Source organism: Levilactobacillus lanxiensis, from assembly GCF_016861655.1.
Taxonomy (GTDB): Bacteria; Bacillota; Bacilli; order Lactobacillales; family Lactobacillaceae; genus Levilactobacillus; species Levilactobacillus lanxiensis.
Window position 1 is genome coordinate 1 of sequence record NZ_BOLN01000002.1, and the last position, 21614, is coordinate 21614.

The window sequence follows — 21614 nt, forward strand, 5'->3', positions numbered from 1 at the left end:
AAACTGGAATCCTCGTTCTAGCATTGAATATCCTCAAGTTAGTCTCCACCAGGAGAAGACGGCTTGAGAATCAAGAGTATGGAAATAAGGCACGAAACCAAAGTTCGGTTTCGTGCCTCATTTTTGTTCTACAGAGGCTAGTTATGTCACAGCCTCTTTTTTAACCAATTTTAACGGTCTTGCGATTCAGAAATTTCGTAAGGCTTTTTCGCTTGCGTCGCTTGTTGTTCGATCTCTTCCGGCATTCGGCCCTTGGTTTCTGGTACAAACACCTCCGCGTCTTACCCTGCGAAAATTGTGCTTTGTAATACAAGTTTAGTTTAAATTTTTAATCACACGTGCTGGATTGCCCCCCAGAACCACGTTGTCGCCAAATGATTTAGTCACGACCGCACCGGCCGCAACGATGACGTTGCTTCCAAGGGTCACGCCAGGGCAGATGATGGCCCCACCACCGACCCAGACGTCGTCGCCCAACGTGACGGGCTTGCCAATGCCCATGGCCCCGTTACGCCGGAGCTTGGGGTCAGCCGGATGGTTCACCGAATAAATCTGAACTTTAGGTCCCAGTAGACAGTGTTTGCCGATTCGGACCGGCGCCACATCTAAGATTGTGCAGTCGTAGTTGGCAAAGAAATCATCACCGACATAAATATTGTAGCCATAGTCACACCGGAACGTGGCGTGGACTTCAACGCCCTCGCCCGTCGCCCCAAATAGAGCCTTCACTCGTTGTTCACTGGTCGCCGGGTCAGATTCACCTAACGCGTTCAAGGCTTCGACCTGCTTACGCGCCACGTCACGTTCGGCGACTAGTTCTGGGTCGTAGACGTTGAAGAGTTCACCGGTGATCATTTTTTGTTTTTCACTTTTAGCCATAATTCCTCCATTTTCCCGGTTCTGAGTTTAAACAGGTGTTTTGCATCGCCTCCGGGCTGGTGAAAATGGGCCTCGTCGCGTCCGTTCCCGGCGGTGAGCTCAAGCTGCCCTGCTGTGGGGCCGGTTACAGCCAAAGCGCGGGCTTCCACCTCAACTTTGCGCCTGAGAACCGGTCGCAAAGGTTGTCCCGTGGACTAGGCTGAAAAAGAACTTCAGCCAAGACCACCGACACAGCTGGTCGGCTTGGCTCACCTCTGGTCACTGCCACAACTGGCCCATTTTCACCAGCCCTGCGGCTAACACTTGTTTACCCCGTTACCGCGTCATTCTTCTTGTTGTCGGTAACATACTTATTGTTTTGAGATGATGTCACTTATTCTATTGATATCCACATATTTTACTGGTAGATTCCGTGACGCTGGCTGTTGCTCAGAACCTGTGAAATTACTAATCCACGCTGCTGACAACACACAATCCCTACACACCCACTCCGGCCACTTCTCTTCACATTTGTGAGCGACCAAAGGCAACCTTGCGGACGCAGCTGTGTCGATGGCGTTAGCTGGGGATTCTCACCCAGGTTAGGCCATGGAACGACCTTGGAAACTCGCGCTTTTCAGCGAGGTTTCAAGGCGAGACGGAGGACCGCTCCTCAGGCCGTAGTCGGTCCCCACAGCAGAGCACCTTGAGGCTGCCGCCGGGAGCGCAAAGCACAAACCGATAAGAAAAGTGGCCGTCCGCCTTACCGGCGAGCGGCCACTCCTTTTCAATTAAAATTACTTAATGAAAGCCTTAGTCATGCCAACCATGGTAGCGTAGTCTTCCATTTGTTCTTCAGTCAAGGAGAAGGAAAGCATGGTGTGGTGACCACCACCGGCCTTCATCCATTCCAAGGCACCGGTCTTCAAGCCAACCTTTGGCGTCCAGAGTTGCTTAGCAACTGGCAACTTAGGCGTTTCAGCTTCTGGCTTGTTCGCGTCTACGGCGTAGCTGATCATCTTGAAGCCGTCGCGGAAGTCCGCAACAGTGACATCAATGGCGTCACCTTCGGAACCCGTGAAGACCAGACGTGCAGGGTCAGCCTTACCACCGATATCCAATGGGTGAACCTCAACGCGTGGCTTGTCGGAAGCGATTGAAGGATCAACTTCCAGCATGTGAGAACCGAGGATGGCTTCGTGGCCCTTCCGCAGATCCAACGTGTAGTCTTCCATGAAGGCCGTCCGGTCGTTGTGGGACATGATCTTCATGACACGGCCCAAGGCAGCGGTCTTCCAGTCACCTTCGGCACCGAAGCCATAACCGTCACGAATCAATAATTGTGCGGCCAAACCAGGAAGTTGTTCCATCCCCCAGAGGTCTTCGAAGTTCGTGGTGAAGGCCGTGTAACCGCCCTTTTCCAAGAAACTCTTGATTCCCAGGTATTGCTTCAATTGTACGCGAACAGAGTGCTTGTATTTGTCAGCATCGTTGTCGCCTTGAACCATTTCGTAACGAGATTCGAGGTCGGCGTATTCCTTGTCGATGTCAGCGTCAGCAACCTTGCTGATCTCTTCAACTAAATCACCGATACCGTAGTAGTCGACAGTCCAGCCCATCTTGATTTGTGCTTCAACCTTGTCACCTTCAGTAACGGCAACGTTGCGCATAGTATCGCCAAAGCGAGCAACCTTAACCTTAAAGCTTTCGTTGTAAGCAACGGCAACGTCTTCCCAACGCGCGATTTGTTCTTGCACGTCTTCGTCACCCCAGTAGCCGTAAACGATCTTGTTGTTCTTTTGTAAACGGGCGTTGATGTAGGCGTATTCGCGGTCACCATGGGCACTTTGGTTCAAGTTCATGTAATCAAAGTCGATGTCGGCATAAGGAATGTTGTTCAGGTATTGGGTAGCCAAGTGAAGTAATGGCTTTTGTAATAATTCCGTCCCACGGATCCAGTTCTTGGCTGGGGAGAACGTGTGCATCCAAGTGATCACACCGGCAACCTTGTCGTTGTAGTTAACTTCCTTCATGAAATTGGTGATGCTTTCAGCGGTCGTCATGACATCCTTGAAGACCACCTTGTAAGGCAATTTGCCGCTAGCGTTCAGCTTGTCGGCAATGTCTTGAGCATCCTTAGCAACGGACTTCAATTGTTCTTCACCATACAGGTGTTGGGAACCGGTAACAAACCAAAATTCATAATCTGGAACTGATAACATAATAATGACACTCCTTTGATATATTTTTTATTTATTCGCGATAATTCAAGTAGCCAACCTATGCCATTTATAAATACTGATTCATATAAGTATCATAGGCATGAACCCAAATGGATCAGGCCCACAACAATCACACTCACGCTAGTCCAGAGAATACCGCGCGACGTTCACAACCATTGCCAGTAGCCGGAGCTAACTAGGGATGGATGCCTGTGTCGGTGGTGTTGACCGGTGTCATCCCGGCCTTACAGCACGGGACGCTGGCAAGCCTCACAAAGGCGTGAGGCTTGCCAGCGAGGCCGAAGACCGCTCTTTGGCTTCGGCTGTGCCCCACAGGCAGGAATTCCTAGTTAGCGCAGGCGTCAAGGTCAAAGCCCTACTCGCGAGCGGCGTGTTCCTTGGACTTGGCGTTGTTTTGGCCGTAGTAGGCGTTGGCGCCGTGCTTGCGGAGATAGTGCTTATCCAACAAGTACTGTGGCAACTCCCGGTTAGCCCGCGTCAACTGGGACGTGTGGTAGTCTTCTTCGGCAACCACTTCGAGCACCTTGGCGTTGTAAACGGCCTTGTCTGGCGTTGGGCCCCAAGCAAAGGGACCATGTTGGCTAACTAACGCTGCGGGAACGGCTTCGTAGTCGATGCCCCGCTCGTTAAAGGTCTTCACGATGGTCTTCCCCGTGTTACCTTCGTAGTCTTCTTCGATTTCTTCCTGCGTCAAGGCATCGGCAGCAGGCACGTCACCGTAGAAGGTGTCGGCGTGCGTCGTGTTCATGGCTGGAATGTCCATCTTAGCAGCGGCAAAAGAAACGGCCCAAGGTGAATGGGTGTGCACAATCCCACCAATATTTGGAAAATGGTTGTACAGGTACGTGTGGGTCGGCGTATCACTGGAAGGGTTCATGTCCCCTTCAACGACTTTGCCATCGGCGACACTCACGACAACCATGTCTTCTGGCTTCAGGTCGTTGTAATCGACACCGGAAGGCTTGATGACGTACAAGCCCTTTTCGCGGTCAATCCCGGAAACGTTACCCCAGGTGAATGAGACCAGGCCAAGCTTTGGCAAACGCATGTTGGCTTCATAAACTTCTTGTTTTAAATCTTCAAGCATATTCTTTCTCCTTAACTATCAGTGATTAATCAGCTAGTAAGTCGACGGCCTTGCCTTCAACGGGTAAGGCGGCCTTGTAACCGGCGATAAATTCATTCGAACCTTGCACACCAGCTGGGTCAGGGTCGACCGTGGTGCTGTCAGGGTTGGCAAAGACCTTGTTGTCCAGGAAGTCTTCCAACGTTTCGTTGGTATCCTTGTCCATGACGTAGAAGCCAAGGACTGCCATCCCCCAAGGACCACCCTCGCCGGCATTGCTGGTGACGGTGATCGGCGTGTTCAACGAGTCGGCTAAGACCTGTTGACCCACCTTAGGCGTCCGGAACAGCCCACCCTGAGCAATCAGGGAATCCAAATGAATGTGTTCCTCGTTAGCCAGAATGTCCATGCCAATCTTCAATGGCGCAAACGCGGCGTATAACTGCGTCTTCACGAAGTTGGCTAAGGTGAAGTTGCTGTTCGGTGTCCGGACAAACAGTGGCCGGCCAGCCGTCATCTTGGTGATGTTTTCACCGGAAAGGTAACTGTAGTTCAACAGGCCCCCGGCGTTGGCATCGCCCTCCGTTGATTTGTTAAACAGCGCGCCGTACAATTCGTCGGGCTTCAAGTCAACACCAATCGTTTGGGCAAATTCCTTAAACAGGTTGACCCAAGCGTTGATATCGGAAGAGCAGTTGTTGGTGTGGACCATGGCAACTGGCAAACCGGTTGGGGTCGTGACCAAGTCAATGTCGCGGTGAACGGCCTTCATAGGTTGGTCCAAGACCACCATGGAGAAGGCGGACGTCCCAGCGGAAATGTTCCCGGTCCGTTCGCGGACGGCGTTGGTGCCGACCATCCCGGTCCCCGCATCCCCTTCAGGCGGTGCCATCACGCTACCAGCGGTCAGGTTGCCATTCGGATCCAATAATTTGGCGCCATCAGTCGTTAAGGTACCGGCTGGTTGACCCGCTAAGAGTACCTTGGGCAAGATTTCCTTGATATCCCAGTGGTACTGCCGGACGGACTTGACGTTTCTGAATTTTTCTAATAACTTTTCATCATAATCTTTGGTGTAACTGTCGATTGGGAACATCCCGGAGGCATCCCCAATCCCAATGACCCGTTCACCGGAGAGTTGCCAGTGCACGTAGCCGGCCAACGTCGTGAAGAACGTCACGTCCTTGACGTGGTCCTCTTGATTGAGGATGGCTTGATACAAGTGGGCAACGCTCCAACGTTGGGGCACGTTAAAGTCGAATAAATCCGTCAGCTCATCGGCGGCCTGTTCCGTGATGTTGTTCCGCCAAGTGCGGAATGGCACCAGCAGCTCATCGTTTTCATTAAAGGCCATGTACCCGTGCATCATGGCACTGACCCCAATTGACCCAATCTTGGTCAAGGGAACATGATAGTTCGTTTGTACTTCCGCAGCCATCTCTTGGTAACTGGCTTGAATCCCGGCCCAAACGTTTTCCAAGGAATACGTCCAAACGCCCTTCTTCAACTCGTTTTCCCAAACGTAACTGCCTGAAGCAATCGTTTTAAAGTCGGGAGTGACTAAGACGGCCTTGATCCGCGTGGAACCTAGTTCGATTCCCAACGAGATGTTACCGCTTTCAACATCCTGAATAATATTCTCCGCACTCATGCGATTAACCTCCATAGCTCTGTCGGCTAGTTCTGTAACTTATGACTCAACACAAGAATTGTACAATTTTTATTCGCATAAATCAAGAACAAATTATATTTGTACGGATTATTTGTTTAATTCAGTCGTATCAAGGGTTCGTGGGACTCGCAATCGTTGGTTCTTTCAAAATACAACCAAATTATCGTCCATAAAGTGGAAGATAACCGGGTGAAACTGACCTATTTTCGCCAAAAACGATATCCAAAAGGTTGGTTGTTGCCTGAATTATGTACTTATCCGGATAAGTAACTGACCTGATTCACTGTCGTCTCTAACAACTCACACCGTGCGCGCTGAATTTACCGAATCCATTTCGACCACAAAAAAAACGAACCCGGCAGTTTCACCAAGTTCGCTCTCTCATACTAGTTATTGATCAAATCAGACGGCTAGTCCCCATCTGGTAGCTTAATTGCTGAATGACGCTTCACAATTTCTGGTTGGTACGTGATGTTCTCAACCTGATCATGGTTCAGCAATTTGATCATGGCATTGGCCGCGTCGGCCCCCATGCGTTCCTTCTCGTGATTCATGGTCGTCAGGGATGGCGTGAAGTATTCCCCAATCTGATAGTTGTCAAAGCCCGTGACCGAGATATCTTCCGGGACCCGGACGCCGTTAGACTTCAGGTAGTCGATCACGTGAATCGCCAGCTGGTCGTTGTAACAGACGATGGCTGTTGGGGCCTCTGTCTGTTGCAGGTAACCATTGATGCGTTCATAGATTTTCTCGGATGATTCTCCCGATTGGTACATGATAATGTTACTCATATAGGAATACTCGGGATGCTCCTGGTAGGCCCGGACAAACCCGTTCATCCGGTAGACCCCTTGGATATCATCCACCTGGAAAATTCCCAGGATACTCTTGTGCCCCAGGTCAAACAGGTAGCGCATCATGCTCTGTTCGGCGGTCAGGTCATCGGTATCCACGTAGGGAAAGTCCAGTTTGGGATAGTGGGCGTTAATGAACAACGTCGGCAGCTCATCATCCTTGATTTCCTGGTAAAGGTCCTCGTTGGGGTTGGGCAAGGCGCTCTGGGTGGGTTCGATGATCAGCCCGGCCACCTTACTGTCCAACATGTTGATGAGGCTCTTACGCTCCTTATCATGCATGTTATGCGTGTTACTGATCAAAATTGAGTAACCGGCCTTGGACAACACCTGGTCGATTCCAGAAATGATATTCGGGAATATGTAATCCGCGATGTGGGTGGTAATGACCCCAATCAGCTTGGTATCGGTTGGCGTTGACCAGTCCTTATGCCAGTCCTGGACGAACATGCCGCCCCCTTGAATCCGGTAAATGAAGTGATCACTTTCCAGATCCCCCACTGCCCGGCGCACCGTGTAGCGGCTCACCGCGTATTGTTTCATTAACTCGGACTCCGTCGGTAGCTTTTCATCCACCTGATATTTGCCCGAGATGATATCTTCTTTTAAGCCATCTTTGACTTTTTGATATTTATTTTCCATGTCAGCACCTCATCAATGCACTTATTCTACCGGTTTTCGGCGTCCGTTTCAAATAAATATCATAATAATCGGAATTCATTAGACAATTAACTATAGAAGGCAGACAACGCAATATTTTGGTCATGGTTGCCAAAACCTTGGCCGAAAATAGTACAGCCACCGGACTTTTTAGCATCTTTTTTAACCTCAAAACGAATGGTCCAGGTCTCCTGATCCGTTGGTAAATCATCCAAACAAACATCGGTGAAGGGTTGCCCATCCAGATAGGTCCCATGGTCTGTGACCCGCAAGATTTTGAGAATCCCATACTGGTTGACGTTGTCCGGCACCCAGTCGGGCGTGTATTTCCCCCGGATATCGGAAAAGTCACCGGGACTCCGCCACGTGCCAATTTCCTTACCATTAATGGAAAACGTAATGTCGGACGGCCAGGTATTATTGGAGAACGGAAATTCCGAGCCCAACTCCACGGACAGGTCGAGCATCTCCAGGTGCTCCCCCCGTTGTAGGAAGTTAGGCGTGCGGTACTCCACGTAACCATCGTTAAACCAGATCATCCCGGCATTCATCCGCTCGGGAAACATGAAGAACTTGGGGTTGTCTACCTTGCCAATGTAGCCATCGGGGCCGGCCAACCCACATGACGGCTGCACAGAGTATTCGGTGTAGTGGCCAACCGGGATGGTGGTCTGGTGAACCTTGAAGTCCGGATAAATGGCCTGGGGGAACTTGACCTCAATCGTATCGACATGTAAGGAAGAAATCTTCTGATGACCGACCCGCTTGCTGACGATCAGTCCGGCCGTCTCTAGCTTACGCAAGTGTTTGGTAACGATGGCACTGCTTAAATCCAGGTGACCAGCCAAATCTTGGACACTCATCGGTTGACCGGACAACAATTGAATAATTTTCAATCGGACGGGGCTTGCCAAGGCCTCGTAAACCGGTAAAGATGTTTCTGTTAAATCTAATTGCATCGTAATGCGCCCCTCTTCACAAAGTTTTTCAGTCTTTAACATTTACCATTAGATTAACTAAATCAAAACCAATCGGCGATGTATCCGCTAACATTTAACATTATAGTTAACCCAGCCACGAAAAACAAACTTTTTTGTAGAAAGATTAACAAAAGTGGTTGACAGCGTTTTCATCCGGTTGTATATTTCATATGTACTTATTTATTAGGATTTATTTGGAAATAGCAATTTTAAGTCCTTACAAATTATTCATCAAAGGAGAGATTGATTTAATATGGTACAAGCACAGGATTACATCAACCCACTCATTGTTCAACGGGCAGATCCTTACATCTACAAGCACACTGACGGTTACTACTACTTCACTGCTTCGGTGCCTGCCTACAACTTAATTGAAATTCGCCGGGCAAAAACCTTAAACGGGTTGGCCAATGCTGCACCCCGGACTATCTGGCGTAAACACCCAGATGGTAGCGGTGCCATGAGCCAATTGATCTGGGCACCAGAATTACACTACATTGATGGTAAGTGGTTCATCTACTTCGCCGCTTCCCACACCAAGGAATTCGACCACAACGGGATGTTCCAACACCGGATGTACTGTATTGAATGTGACAATCCAGATCCCATGCGTGACGAATCCGACTGGATCGAACATGGCCGGGTCGAAACGCCAATGGACACCTTCGCTTTGGATGCCACGGTCTTTGAAGCCCAAGACAAGTTATACTACGTTTGGGCCCAAAAGGATCCCGCAATCAAAGGAAACTCTAACATCTATATCGCTGAGATGGAAAATCCTTGGACGTTGAAGAGCAAGCCAGTGATGCTGACGAAGCCTGAATACGACTGGGAAACGAAGATTTTCTGGGTCAACGAAGGTCCTGCCGTGTTACACCGTAACGGTCGGTTCTTCCTCACCTACTCCGCCAGCGCGACCGACGAAAACTATGCCATGGGCATGCTGAGTGTTCCCGAAGATGCTGACTTACTGGACGCATCCAACTGGACCAAGTCTAAGACACCTGTTTTCCAAAGCAACATGCCAATTCACCAATTTGGCCCAGGTCATAACTCCTTCACGGTTGCCGAAGATGATAAAACTGATATCTTGGTTTACCACTGCCGGAACTACACCGACATCAAGGGTGACCCACTGTACGATCCAAACCGTCACACGATGGTTCAGCCGTTCACTTGGAATGATGATGGCACACCAAACTTTGGTAAGCCAGTTCCATACAATTACAAATAGGGGCGAAATAAAAAATGGATAATGCAAAAACTGAATCAAAACATTTCTGGGGGTTCCCATTCTCTCACTTTAGTTACTTCTTTATCTGGGCTGTCGTCAACGGGTATTTAACTCTTTGGTTGGAACAAGTTGCCCATTTAAACGGGACTGAATCTGGGATGATCTTCTCCATGATGGCCGGGATTTCTTTGATCTTCCAACCAGTCTTCGGGGTTGTTTCCGATAAGTTACTCTTCAAGAAGACCTTGATCTTAACGATTTCCATCGTCGGGATCTTCATCGGGCCTTACTTCCAATGGGCCTTCATGCCATTGCTGCACATTAACACGGTATTAGTTGCCATTGTGACTGGGACTTTCCTCAGTTTCATCTTAAACGGTGGTGTTTCCGTTATTGAACAATACGTCCAACGTGCTAGTTTAGCCAACGGTTTCGAATACGCCCACTCACGGGTTGGTGGTTCTGTTGCCGGGGTTGTCGCTTCATTAGTTGCCGGCCGAGTATTCCTCTGGAAACCAAACTCAATCTTCTGGGCATGTACCATTGCTGCTATTGTTTTAACTGGTTTATTACTTTTCTCTGACAAAGTTGATATGGACAATGCCTCCGCTGCCGGTGATACTTCCGACTCCCTGGACATGAAGACGGTTCTTTCCGTGTTCAAGATCAAGAACCTTTGGGTTTTGGCCATCTTCTACATGGGTGCTTCTGCCTTATTCGATGTCTTTGACCAACAATTTATCATCTTCTTCAAGACTTTCTTTGACACGGCCGCCCAAGGGACCTTGGTTTACTCTTACATGAGTTCCGCCCAAACGGCCATTGAATTCTGCTTAATGTTCCCAATGCCATGGATCATCAACAAGATTGGTTCTCGGAACGGGTTGATCATCTACGGGTTCCTGACTTGTATCCGGATCTTAGGGTCTGCTTTATCCCCTAACTGGATTTGGATCGTCGGCTTCCGTCTGTTGGCTGGTCTGGAAATGCCATTGCTGTTAACTTCTATTATGAAGTACATCGCTGGTGCCTTCGATATTCGTTTGTACGCTACGGTTTACGCCCTCGCGTCGAACTTCGCTAAACAGATTTCCGTCTTCATCTTCTCAACCGTTGCTGGGAGCATGTACGACAAGATTGGTTACCAACACACTTACGTTATCATGGGTGTCGTTGTCTTCTTCATTACCTTGTTCGCTGCCTTCATGTTAAAGAAGGAAGACCCTGTCCAAGCTGGTGAAGTTGAAGCACCTGCTGCTAAGACTGAAACGGCGACTAATCAGGAATGACCGTCAACGCTTAAGTAATTAGATTTGAAATAGAGGGGAGGCCAATCGCGGCCGCCCCTCTTTTCTACAGGTGTGCCTCATTATTTCTTCACGCATCTATCCACTCCTGTGGACTTCTATCACACGTAAACACGTACCCGATTCACCGATAACTGACACATACCTAATTAGGAGGAAAACTTCCATGCAAGGAAAATTAACCGTCGACCCGACCAATCAGATTTCTAAAATCGACGACCGTGTCTTTAGTGCCCTGATTGAGCACTTGGGCCGCGGCGTTTATGATGGGCTTTATAACCCGGGGAATCCCCTGTCCGATGACAATGGCTTTCGGCAGGACGTGGTCAAAGCCGTTAAAGACCTCAACATCGACCTGATCCGTTACCCCGGTGGGAACTTTGTTTCTGGCTACAACTGGGAAGACGGCATTGGGCCGAAAGACCAACGACCAACCCGGCTGGACCTGGCCTGGCGGAGCATTGAGACCAACCAGTTTGGCCTCCACGAATTTATGAAGTGGACCAAGCAGACCGGCACGCGGCCCGATATGGCCGTTAACCTGGGCAGCCGCGGTATCGATGCTGCCCGCAACCTGGTTGAATACTGTAACTACCCCGGTGGCACCTACTGGAGTGATCTACGGAAGCAAAACGGCGCCGCAGAACCCTTTAACATCAAGACTTGGTGCCTGGGTAACGAAATGGATGGCGACTGGCAGATTGGCCACAAGGACGCCGAAGAATATGGCAAATTAGCCCACGAAACGGCCAAGGTCATGCGGCTGGTCGACCCCGACCTCGACCTGGTCGTCAGCGGCAGTTCCACCCGGGAAATGGCGACGTTTGGTAGCTGGGAAGAAACCGTTCTCGACCACACCTACGACGACGTGCAATACCTCTCCCTGCACCGTTACTATGATAATGAGGAAAACGACCTCCACAATTTCTTGGCCAAATCCGTCGACTTCGATGAATTTATCAGTGGCATCGTCGCCGTGTGTGACGCCGTCAAGGCCCGTAAACACAGCGACAAGACGCTCAATCTGGCCTTAGATGAATGGAACGTTTGGTACCACTCCCACAAGCAAGATGATGAGACCGCGCCCTGGCAAAATGCCCCACATCTGTTGGAAGACCATTACAACTTTGAGGATGCCCTGATGGTCGGGACCATGTTGATCACGCTGCTGAAGCATGCCGACCGGGTAAAAATTGCCTGCCTGGCCCAACTGGTCAACGTGATTGCGCCTATCATGACCGACGACACCGGCATCTGGCTGCAGTCCATCTTCTTCCCATTCATGCAGGTCTCCAAGTACGGCCGTGGCATCGCGCTCGCTCCTAAGCAAACGGCGGACACCTACAACAGTAAGGACTTTACCGACGTGCCTTACCTCGATAGCCTGGCCGTCTACAATCCTGAACATCACGAAGTCGTGGTCTTTGCCGAAAATAAGGGTGAAGATGCCATGGACTTCAGCACCGAACTGCGGGAATTCACCGCGCAATCCGTGATTGAAGCCACGCAATTTGCCGGCTACGACATCAAACAAACCAATGAAGATCAGACCATGGCCATCAAATCTAACGACCACGTCACCCTGACCGATAACACCTTACAAACCACGCTCCAACCCCTTTCCTGGAACATGTTCCGGATTCAGGTTACGGAATAACCTGTTTTATTAAATGAACGACTAGCAAAAAAGATTCGCATCCGCAACTTTGCGCGGACGCGAATCTTTTGGTTTACATTTATTTTTTGATACATATTTGCGTTCTTACTGAATTTTCTTTGGCTGGAACCGGCCCCAAAGCAGAACAGCTTGACTTCGCCGCCGGGAACGGGCTCGCTTACAAGTACTGGGCCGTCACCGAACGCTCAGCCTGGTGGATGCCGCTAACGGGGCCTTCGTACAGGACCTCGCCACCCTTGTCCCCGCCGTCCGGACCGATATCAATCAGCCAGTCCGCACTGCGCATGATGTCCAGGTTGTGCTCAATGACCAGCACCGTATTGCCCTTATCCACCAGACGATTAATAATCTGAATCATCACCTTAATGTCTGAGGGATGCAGTCCGGTAGTCGGTTCATCTAAAATGTAGAGGTTTCCGCGCTTGTTGAGCTCTTTGGCAATCTTCAACCGTTGCCCTTCCCCACCGGACAAGGTGTTCAGGGGCTGGCCGAGCGCCAAGTAATCCAGACCAACATTGGTCACGTGAGTCAACTTATTCGCCACCTTAGTACCAGCAAAGAAGGTCACCGCCTCCTCAACCGTCATCGCCAGAATTTCAACAATATTCTTTCCCTGGTAGGTGTAGGTCAGCACTTGCGGATCAAACCTTCCGCCGTGGCACAGCGAACAGGTCACCGTCGCGTTTTCCATAAATGATAGGTTCAGTTCCACGACACCCTTACCGCCACACTGGGGGCAAGCGCCCTTGGAGTTGTAACTAAAGAGGCTGTCGCTCACGTCATTGGCCGTGGCCAACAACTTGCGAATGTCGTTCATCACGCCAATGTAGGTCGCCGGATTGGAGCGACTATTGGCGTGTAACGGTCGCTGGTCGATTTGAATGGCGTCCGGCTGGTCATGGGCAAAGGCCTGCTCGACCAGCGTGCTTTTGCCAGAGCCCGCCACCCCGGTCACCACGGTAAATAGCCCCGTTGGTACCCGCAAAACGGCGTCCTTGAGGTTATGTCGGCGACTCGGTTGGCTGGTCAAAAAGGTCGTTGGTTGGCGCGGATTGGGGTTAATCGGCAGGCTTTGACTCAGAAAACGACTGGTCAACGTGTCTGCCTTCAGCAATTCTGGATAGGTCCCGGTGAAGGTAATTTCGCCCCCATGAATACCGGCGCGTGGGCCGACATCGACCACGTAATCGGCCACCTTGATGACGTCCGGGTCGTGTTCGACCACGAGCACCGTGTTGCCGTTATCCCGCAAGCGACAGAGCAAGTCATTGAGTCGGTGAACATCGCGGGGATGTAAGCCCGTGCTGGGTTCATCGAGGATGTACAACAGGTTCGTCAGACTATTGGCCAAATACTTGACCGTCTTCACCCGTTGAGATTCCCCGCCGGATAACGTGGTGGTCTCCCGCGTCAGGCTAAGATAATCCAGACCGACGTCGACCAAACTTTGGACCCGGTCGCGAATACTGGTGATCAGGCCCTGCATCCGCTCATCCGTAAAGGTCTTTAACATGACCAGTAATTGATCCAACTGTAGGTCCGTTAGTTCAAAAATATTAAACCCGTTGACCTTGGCGGCTAAGACCTCTGGCCGGTAACGTTGGCCGTGACAGGTTGGGCACGTCTGCATGGTCGCAAATTTTTCGATTTTCTTGCGTGCACCCTCACTGATTCCCGTGCTGGTCTTTAGATTTTGCCGATAGAAGAGTCGCTCGATGCCCTCAAACGTCACGTTCATCTGTGACCCCCGGTAATCGACCGTTAAGGGCTTCTCACCGTTCATCAGCTGGTCCATTTCGGCTGGGGTGAAGTCTTGCACCGGTTTGTCGAGGTCAAAGTAACCGCTGTTCGCAATCATTTGAAAGTAAAAGCTGGTTGCCCCGTACCCCGGCAACTGGATGGCGCCTTCGTTCAGGGATTTTGTCACATCCAACGCCGCCTCGCGATTCAACACGTAGGTCTTGCCAATGCCCTCACAATCCGGACACATCCCCGCCGGATCATTGAAGGAAAAGGCATTGCTGGCGTGCCCATACTGGGGCCGACCGAACCGTGAAAACAGAATCCGCAAGAGCGCGTTGATGTCACTGACCGTCCCCAGCGTCGAGCGGGCATTGCCACCTAAGGGCTTCTGGTCGATGACGATGGCCGTCGACAGGTTATGCACCTCATCCACGTCCGGTCGGTGATAGTGTGGCAGGTATAGCCGCGTGAAACTATCGTATGTACTGTTCAGCTGTCGCCCCGCCTCCTGGGCAATGGTGTCGAAGACGATGGAAGACTTCCCCGATCCGGATACCCCGGTAAACACGGTCAATTTATTCTTGGGAATCTTGAGACTCACGTTCTTCAAGTTGTTTTCCCGGTCATTCACAATTTCGATAAAGTCTGGATTAGACATGGCGACCTCCCGTCGATTGACTAAGTAACTGACAGACTTCTAGATTACCATAGTTGATAGCGTGAACAAAGTGAGACGTCTTGCCATTTTACGTCGTCAAAAAAACGGCCAACGATGGCGGGAAACTCCCGTTAATCGTTGGCCGTTTGGCGTTAGGTATTAGGCTTCTTTTGTTGATTTTTCCTGTTCTGTCGCCACGTACTCGCGAATGATTGCCATGAACTCTTCGCCGTACTTATCCAGCTTGCTCTGACCGACACCCTTAACGTCGAGGAAGCTCTGGTCATCGGTTGGCAGGGCTTCACAGATGGCGTGGAGCGTCTTGTCCGAGAAAATGACAAATGGTGGCTTACCAATGGCTTCGGCCAATTCACGACGTAAGGCGCGCAGTTGACCAAAGAGTTCATCATCCTCTGGCGCCAGGCGTTTGACCTGCCGGGCCATCTTCCGGAAGACCTGTTCGTCGCCCTTCAAGACGGCCCCACCCTCGGCCGTCACCTTTAACGTGGGGTACTGGCCCCCAACGCTTGCCAGGTAGCCGGCCGCGGTCAGAAAGTCAATCAGCTCCCCGACGGCCTTTTGTCGCTGGCCCTGCATGATACCGTAGGTGGTGACTTCGTCTAAATGATTCTCGCGAACTCGCTGATTGTGCGCGCCAGTCAGCACCTGCGCGACCACGGCCTTACCGTAACGGGACCGTAACCGAATAACACAGGACAGAATTTTCTGCGCATCCGTGGTGACGTCTTGGGCTTCCCGGTCATCGAGACAGTTGCTACAGCGCCCACAGGGTTCGGACTCTTCGCCAAAGTAATGCAGAATAAACTGTTGCAGGCACCCCTGCGTGTTGGCATAGCGGTTCATGACCTGCAGCTTGCGATAGGACCGTTGGCGGTGCTCCTCATCCATTTCGGATTGATCAATAAAGAACCGTTGAATCTGGAGGTCTGAGGCCCGGTAGAGCAAAATGGCTTCACTGGGTAACCCATCACGACCGGCCCGCCCCGCTTCTTGGTAGTAGGCCTCCAGCGTGCCCGGCACCTGCGCGTGAATCACGAAGCGCACGTTACTCTTGTCGATGCCCATCCCAAAGGCGTTCGTGGCGACCATCACTTGAACCCGATCATAGAGAAAGTCTTCTTGATTCTGCCGCCGCACATCTTCGTCCAGTCCCGCATGGTATGGGGCCACGTCAATGTGGTGCCGTTGTAAGAGTTTGGTGACCCGGTCGACTTCCTTCCGGGTGCTGGCGTAAATGATGCCAGCTTCGCCCTGGTTGACCTTTAAGTAGTCTAAAATGTACCGGTCCGTATCCTGGTCCTTGACCACGGTCAAATTCAAATTGTCCCGGGCAAACCCGGTGTTGACCTCGTTGGCCTCATCGATACGTAGTTGCTGACGGATGTCGGTGGCCACCTGAACCGTGGCCGTGGCTGTCAGAGCTAAGACCTGGGGATGTGTTGGCAATTGTTCAATCGCCGTGCTCAACGCCAGGTAGCTGGGCCGGAAGTCATGACCCCATTGAGAAATACAGTGGGCCTCATCGACCGCCAGCAAATCAATCGGCAAACTTGACAGCGCCTGAATAAACGCCGCCGAATCCAACCGTTCGGGGGCAATGTAGAGCAATTTAAACACGCCATTGTGTAAGGCGTTCAAGCGTTCCTGAATATCGGGCCAGTCCAACGAACTGTTAATGAACGTGGCGGGGATGCCGCTGTCGTTTAACGCATCGACCTGATCCTTCATCAAGGAAATCAAGGGAGACACGACTACGGTAATGCCATCAAACAACACCGCTGGGATTTGATAACACAGGGATTTCCCACCCCCGGTCGGCATGATGGCCAAACTATTATCGCCAGCCATCACGTGTTCGATGACGGCCTTTTGCCCCGGCCGGAACTCATCGTAGCCGAAGACTGTTTTTAAAACCTTTTGTGCTGCCGCTAACTCCATCACGTCTACTCCTTATGCTTGTTTCTAATTTCTGCGGATTAACTCTAGGCTCCATTATACGCTAGGTTGGCCCGCAATACTCCCCTGGTCGTTAGACTGACATGACCAAACTTCAGTCCAGCTAGCGGGCCAGTCAGCTTTTTAGCCATTTTACGTAAATAGTGTGAGTTAACCTTTTAGTGAAAAAATTTATTCAACAATTTTTAGTTCATCCCACAATCCTATTTAGCCGGGATTCGGTGACGGTTACAACGGCCTTAATTATCTCGGATTTTTCACAATATAGCCCGAAGATAGTTGACAGGTAAGACAAATGCGCATATAGTACAGTGTATCGTACACAACTCAATTGGAGGCGAGGATACTGTGCAGGATGACTTAACTCTAGCCAATCAACTTTGTTTCTCAACTTACCACGCTAGCCGTTTGCTGATTAAACTCTATCAACAAGCGCTTCAGCCATTTTCCCTGACGTATCCCCAGTATCTCGTTTTATTGAGCCTGTGGGAAAATGATCGGCAACCCCTCCATGATCTAGGTGACCGCCTAGATTTTGGCAGTAATACGCTGACCCCACTGCTTCGGCGGATGGAATACAACGGCTGGCTCACGCGAACCCCCCAGGTCGATGACCGGCGTCAATTGATCATCAGCCTCACGGAATACGGGCGAACATCCAAACCAGCCATCTTTGACGCCATCCGAATCTGTGTGGATGCCCAAAACATCGACCCGATTCAATACAACGCCGCGTTGCAGATGAACCATGCGCTCATCGAGAAACTACAAAAAATGCTAAATTAGTGTTTTTTGTCCCCCAAATCAATCGTTCACGACCAAAAACAGAAAGAGGTTATTTAGTTAATGTCACAATATGATGTCGCGTTTATCGGTAGCGGTCACGCCAATTGGCACGCCGCTGTCACCTTGAAACAAGCCGGAAAATCAGTAGTTATTATCGAAAAGGACTTGGTTGCCGGCACCTGTGCCAACTATGGCTGTGATGCCAAAATTTTACTGGATGGGCCTTCAGAACTGATTGCCAAGCTTCACCAATACGCCAACGTCGGAGTTCAAAGCACGATGAACGTTAACTGGGACCAGTTCATGGCCTACAAGCACCAGGTGATTGATCCCCTCCCAGACCAAATGACGGCCCTCTTCACTAAACTGGGGATCGACGTCATCAATGGCCGGGGCATCCTCATGGGCAACCACCTCATCCAAGTTGGTAAGGAAATCATCAAGGCCGACAACATTGTGATTGGCACCGGGCAAAAGCCTAAACGCCTCGCCATCGTGGGCAATGAATTTCTGCATGACAGCCGTGAATTCCTTAGTCTACCGAAATTACCTAGTCACCTCACCTTTATTGGGGCAGGCATCATCTCGCTAGAATTTGCTTCCTTGGTGCTGGCTCTCGGGAGTCAGGTCACCATCATCGAACACGGCGACCGAGCGGCTCGTGGCTTTAATGCCGCACACGTTGACAAGTTAGTAGCCCACTTAGAAGAAGCCGGCGCGACCTGCTACTTCAATGAATCTGCCTTATCCGTTGACGTCACCACCGATGGCTACCGGGTCACCACGGCTAGTGGCAAGAGTATCGACACCCAGTACGTCATCGACGCCACCGGTCGGGAAGCCAACATCACCCGCTTAGGCTTAGAGAACGCCGGCATTTACTCCAGCGCACGTGGTATCGAAGTCGATGACCACCTGCGGGCGAACGGCGACAACATTTACGCCAGCGGCGACGTTCTGGACAAGGACGAGCCCAAGCTCACGCCCACGGCAATCTTCGAATCCAACTACATTGCCGGTCAAATCTTAGGTAACTCGGACCCCATCGCTTACCCGGCCATCCCCAGTGTCCTCTTCACGCTCCCCCGGTTGGCCCAAATCGGCGTTACCACTGAAGATGTGGCTGTTGATCCAGACAGTTACCACGTTCAGACCATCCCCTACGGCAAGCTCTTTGCCTTCGCCTATCAGAACGAAACCGATGCCGAATTGACGGCTGTATTTAATAATGCTAACCAATTGGTGGGTGCTTCGGTCTATGGCATGGATGCCCCGGATATTGTCAACGTTTTGGCCCTAATCATTGATCAACGCCTGAGCGCGCTGGACCTTAGCAAGATGATTTTTGCCTTTCCAACGGCCACTCAGGGCATTATCGATGCGCTCTTACCAGCTATGATGCCTGCGCCGGTTGCTACGGTCTAATCTTTTTAAAACTATGTATCCTGCTTGAGCCTGGGACTTGTCCTGGGCTCTTTTTGTCGCCCTGCTGCCTGGCCTATTATTTGTCACACTCTTTTCAAGTAAGCCCACCGTCAATACCAGTCACCCCCACACTCATCCGCTGCCTAAACGTGTCATACTAGCCTTAATACGAGGGACAAATGACTGTGGGGAGTGATGATATTGACGACCGTTAAAAAGTTCTACAACTTAATCGTCGTAGGTCTGGCCTTGATTTCGATTGGCCTGGCCGTCTTTGACTTCTCCGGGGTCATCGGTATCACCCACTGGCCGTGGTCCGTGCTGGATGACGGGATTCTGGCCTTCTTTACGCTGGATTATCTCGTTCGACTGTGGCGGGCGCCTCGCAAATGGGCCTTCTTCCGCCACAACATCTTTGACCTCCTGGCCATCATCCCCCTCAGCACCATCTTCAGCTTCTTCCGGTTGGCTCGGATCACGCGGCTCTTTCGACTGGTTCGCCTCTTTCGGTTCGTCCGGCTCGTGGGCTTCATTGGCAAGCTCCGTCACACCCTAAAGGGCTTCCTAAAGACGAATGGCTTCGTCTACCTCCTCTGGGCCTGTACCGCCATTCTGATTCTGGCGGCCACCCTGTATTCCTACGCCGAGCACGTTTCCTGGGGCGAGGCCCTCTGGTGGGCGATTGCCACCACGACGACGGTCGGCTACGGTGACGTGGCCCCGCATACGGTCATCGGCAAATGTGCGGCCACCCTGTTAATGCTGGTGGGCATTGGCTTTATCGGGGCGTTGACCAGTACGATTACCACCTACTTTGCGAACCGCGGACGTGACTCCGAGTATCAGCAGGTCGTTAACCGCCTGACCACCATCGAGCAACAGAACCAGGAGCTCAGAGACCTCTTGCGTGCGCAACGCTCCAAGACTGACGACACATCCGACAAACACGCTGAAACAGCTGAAAAATAGCCCGCTGGAATTGCCGAACCACTTCTCTTCACCCTGACGACAATGATATAATATGGGTTAAAAGGAGTACTGCATTTATGGAAAAACGAATTAAAGGTTCATGTACCACTATTTTAGTTGGGAAAAAGGCCTCAATCGACGGCTCAACCATCATTTCACGGAACGACGATGGCCACGAAGCCCTCGACCCCGAGAAGTTTGTCGTGGTTAACCCCGCTGACCAACCCCGGGATTACCAAGCCGTTATCAGTGGCGTTCAAATCAAGCTGCCTGATAACCCCTTACGTTACACGTCAATTCCTAACTCAATTCTGACCAACGGTATCTGGCCAGCAGCCGGCATCAACAGCGATAACATCGCGATGTCAGCCACTGAAACCATCACCACGAACTCCCGCGTCTTGGGCATCGACCCTTACGTTGCCGGTGGAATTGGTGAAGAAGACCTGGTCACCTTAGTTCTGCCATATATCCACAGTGCCAAGGAAGGGGTCGAACGTTTGGGTGCCCTCCTGAAGGAATTCGGGACCTACGAACCAAACGGCATCGCCTTCTCCGATAACAACGAAATCTGGTGGTTAGAAACCATCGGTGGTCATCACTGGGCTGCTAAGCGGATTCCAGATGACGCCTACGTGGTTGCCCCTAACCGGATGAACATTGACGACTTTGATTTCAACGCCGATGACACACTGGCTTCAGATGACCTGGCTGACATGATTGCCACTTACAACCTGAACCCCGACTTTGACGGCGTTAACCTGCGTCACATCTTTGGGAGTGCGACTGACAAGGACACGGTTTACAACAACCCACGTGCTTGGTTCGGTCAAAAGTACTTCACCCCAGACGTTGAACAGGACCCACAAGGTCAAGACCTGCCATTCATTTGTCACGCCAACCGGAAGATCTCTATTGAAGACGTCAAGTACGTCCTGAGCTCTCATTTCCAAAACACGAAGTATGATGTTTACGGCGACGGCTCCGAAAGTGACAAGACGAAGTTCCGCCCAATCGGGATCAACCGGAACCACGATGTCCACATTCTGCAAATTCGGAACAACGTGCCCGACAGCATTGCCGGGATTCACTGGTTAGCCTTTGGCGCCAACACGTTCAACACGGTCGTACCTTTCTACGCCAACGTTGACGACACCCCAGCTGCCTACAAGGATGCTGATGGCACCTTCAACATGAACCACATGTACTGGTTGAGCTGCACCACGGCCCTCTTGGGTGACACGGACTTCGACCTGTACGAAGACTTCCGGAACACCTTTGCCTTAGACGCCATGGGTGCCTACCGTAAGATTCAAAACGACACGGATGCCGCAATTGCTAACGGCGCCGACGTGAAGATTTTAAAGGATGCTAACGAAAAATTGTCCAACGAATCCTTCACCCGTCAAACCAAGTTGCTTGGCGACATGGTGACCTTTGGTTCCGAACACATGAAGTTACGTTACAACCTAAACGACTAATTAATCTGATTGAGAGTCTGGGA

The 21614-nt window shown here is 51.0% G+C and carries 15 protein-coding genes; 7 read left to right on the forward strand and 8 right to left on the reverse strand.

Features of this window, described 5'->3' with window-relative positions:
* Nucleotides 1-315: 315 nt before the first annotated feature.
* From JUF22_RS02090 to JUF22_RS02115, 6 genes are all read right to left on the reverse strand, one after another.
* Nucleotides 316-879: a sugar O-acetyltransferase gene (locus tag JUF22_RS02090; RefSeq protein ID WP_203642838.1), complete on the reverse strand. Its 564-nt coding sequence runs from the start codon at nt 877-879 to the stop codon at nt 316-318.
* 776 nt (nt 880-1655) lie between these two features.
* Nucleotides 1656-3080 (reverse strand): L-arabinose isomerase, encoded by a 1425-nt coding sequence (gene araA / locus JUF22_RS02095; RefSeq protein ID WP_203640882.1) that lies wholly within the window; start codon nt 3078-3080, stop codon nt 1656-1658.
* A 376-nt stretch (nt 3081-3456) separates the two neighbouring features.
* A complete protein-coding gene (locus tag JUF22_RS02100; protein WP_203642840.1) occupies nt 3457-4188 on the reverse strand; it encodes an L-ribulose-5-phosphate 4-epimerase in 732 nt (243 codons plus the stop codon).
* Between the two features lie 25 nt (nt 4189-4213).
* Entirely contained in the window at nt 4214-5818 is a 1605-nt protein-coding gene (locus tag JUF22_RS02105; protein ID WP_203642841.1) for a xylulokinase, read from the reverse strand.
* Between the two features lie 431 nt (nt 5819-6249).
* Complete coding sequence (locus tag JUF22_RS02110; protein ID WP_203642842.1) at nt 6250-7335, reverse strand: GntR family transcriptional regulator; 1086 nt, start codon at nt 7333-7335, stop codon at nt 6250-6252.
* 86 nt (nt 7336-7421) lie between these two features.
* The gene (locus JUF22_RS02115; protein ID WP_203642853.1) at nt 7422-8312 is read right to left on the reverse strand and encodes an ArsR/SmtB family transcription factor; all 891 of its coding nucleotides are present in this window, start codon (nt 8310-8312) and stop codon (nt 7422-7424) included.
* Nucleotides 8313-8586: 274 nt separating this feature from the next.
* Between JUF22_RS02115 and JUF22_RS02120 the strand changes: the two genes are divergently transcribed.
* The 3 genes from JUF22_RS02120 (at nt 8587) to arfA (ending at nt 12531) form a co-directional block, all read left to right on the forward strand.
* A complete protein-coding gene (locus JUF22_RS02120) occupies nt 8587-9567 on the forward strand; it encodes a glycoside hydrolase family 43 protein (RefSeq protein ID WP_203642855.1) in 981 nt (326 codons plus the stop codon).
* Between the two features lie 14 nt (nt 9568-9581).
* Complete coding sequence (locus JUF22_RS02125) at nt 9582-10856, forward strand: oligosaccharide MFS transporter (protein WP_203642856.1); 1275 nt, start codon at nt 9582-9584, stop codon at nt 10854-10856.
* 184 nt (nt 10857-11040) lie between these two features.
* A complete protein-coding gene (gene arfA / locus JUF22_RS02130; protein WP_203642857.1) occupies nt 11041-12531 on the forward strand; it encodes an arabinosylfuranosidase ArfA in 1491 nt (496 codons plus the stop codon).
* A 178-nt stretch (nt 12532-12709) separates the two neighbouring features.
* Here the strand turns inward: arfA and JUF22_RS02135 are convergent, their stop codons facing one another.
* A complete protein-coding gene (locus tag JUF22_RS02135) occupies nt 12710-14953 on the reverse strand; it encodes an ATP-binding cassette domain-containing protein (protein ID WP_203642858.1) in 2244 nt (747 codons plus the stop codon).
* Nucleotides 14954-15112: 159 nt separating this feature from the next.
* Nucleotides 15113-16912, reverse strand: coding sequence for a DNA helicase RecQ (recQ, locus tag JUF22_RS02140; protein WP_203642859.1), 1800 nt, complete (start codon nt 16910-16912; stop codon nt 15113-15115).
* Between the two features lie 366 nt (nt 16913-17278).
* Here recQ and JUF22_RS02145 point away from each other — a divergent pair, with 366 nt between their 5' ends.
* From JUF22_RS02145 to JUF22_RS02160, 4 genes are all read left to right on the forward strand, one after another.
* The gene (locus JUF22_RS02145; RefSeq protein WP_203642860.1) at nt 17279-17716 is read left to right on the forward strand and encodes a MarR family winged helix-turn-helix transcriptional regulator; all 438 of its coding nucleotides are present in this window, start codon (nt 17279-17281) and stop codon (nt 17714-17716) included.
* A 60-nt stretch (nt 17717-17776) separates the two neighbouring features.
* On the forward strand, nt 17777-19141 hold the full coding sequence (locus tag JUF22_RS02150; RefSeq protein WP_203642862.1) for a dihydrolipoyl dehydrogenase family protein: 1365 nt from the start codon (nt 17777-17779) through the stop codon (nt 19139-19141).
* 201 nt (nt 19142-19342) lie between these two features.
* Nucleotides 19343-20110: an ion transporter gene (locus JUF22_RS02155; RefSeq protein ID WP_236000690.1), complete on the forward strand. Its 768-nt coding sequence runs from the start codon at nt 19343-19345 to the stop codon at nt 20108-20110.
* 77 nt (nt 20111-20187) lie between these two features.
* The gene (locus JUF22_RS02160) at nt 20188-21591 is read left to right on the forward strand and encodes a C69 family dipeptidase (protein ID WP_203642866.1); all 1404 of its coding nucleotides are present in this window, start codon (nt 20188-20190) and stop codon (nt 21589-21591) included.
* The last annotated feature ends 23 nt before the right edge of the window (nt 21592-21614 follow it).

What these genes read in the sequence shown, in the direction of transcription:
- araA (WP_203640882.1), bottom strand. Translation starts at nt 3,080, where the DNA reads ATGTTATCAGTTCCAGATTATGAATTTTGGTTTGTTACCGGTTCCCAA.
- JUF22_RS02135 (WP_203642858.1), bottom strand. Translation starts at nt 14,953, where the DNA reads ATGTCTAATCCAGACTTTATCGAAATTGTGAATGACCGGGAAAACAAC.
- arfA (WP_203642857.1), top strand. Translation starts at nt 11,041, where the DNA reads ATGCAAGGAAAATTAACCGTCGACCCGACCAATCAGATTTCTAAAATC.
- JUF22_RS02115 (WP_203642853.1), bottom strand. Translation starts at nt 8,312, where the DNA reads ATGCAATTAGATTTAACAGAAACATCTTTACCGGTTTACGAGGCCTTG.
- JUF22_RS02120 (WP_203642855.1), top strand. Translation starts at nt 8,587, where the DNA reads ATGGTACAAGCACAGGATTACATCAACCCACTCATTGTTCAACGGGCA.
- JUF22_RS02100 (WP_203642840.1), bottom strand. Translation starts at nt 4,188, where the DNA reads ATGCTTGAAGATTTAAAACAAGAAGTTTATGAAGCCAACATGCGTTTG.
- JUF22_RS02160 (WP_203642866.1), top strand. Translation starts at nt 20,188, where the DNA reads ATGGAAAAACGAATTAAAGGTTCATGTACCACTATTTTAGTTGGGAAA.
- JUF22_RS02090 (WP_203642838.1), bottom strand. Translation starts at nt 879, where the DNA reads ATGGCTAAAAGTGAAAAACAAAAAATGATCACCGGTGAACTCTTCAAC.
- JUF22_RS02110 (WP_203642842.1), bottom strand. Translation starts at nt 7,335, where the DNA reads ATGGAAAATAAATATCAAAAAGTCAAAGATGGCTTAAAAGAAGATATC.
- JUF22_RS02105 (WP_203642841.1), bottom strand. Translation starts at nt 5,818, where the DNA reads ATGAGTGCGGAGAATATTATTCAGGATGTTGAAAGCGGTAACATCTCG.
- JUF22_RS02150 (WP_203642862.1), top strand. Translation starts at nt 17,777, where the DNA reads ATGTCACAATATGATGTCGCGTTTATCGGTAGCGGTCACGCCAATTGG.
- JUF22_RS02125 (WP_203642856.1), top strand. Translation starts at nt 9,582, where the DNA reads ATGGATAATGCAAAAACTGAATCAAAACATTTCTGGGGGTTCCCATTC.
- recQ (WP_203642859.1), bottom strand. Translation starts at nt 16,912, where the DNA reads ATGGAGTTAGCGGCAGCACAAAAGGTTTTAAAAACAGTCTTCGGCTAC.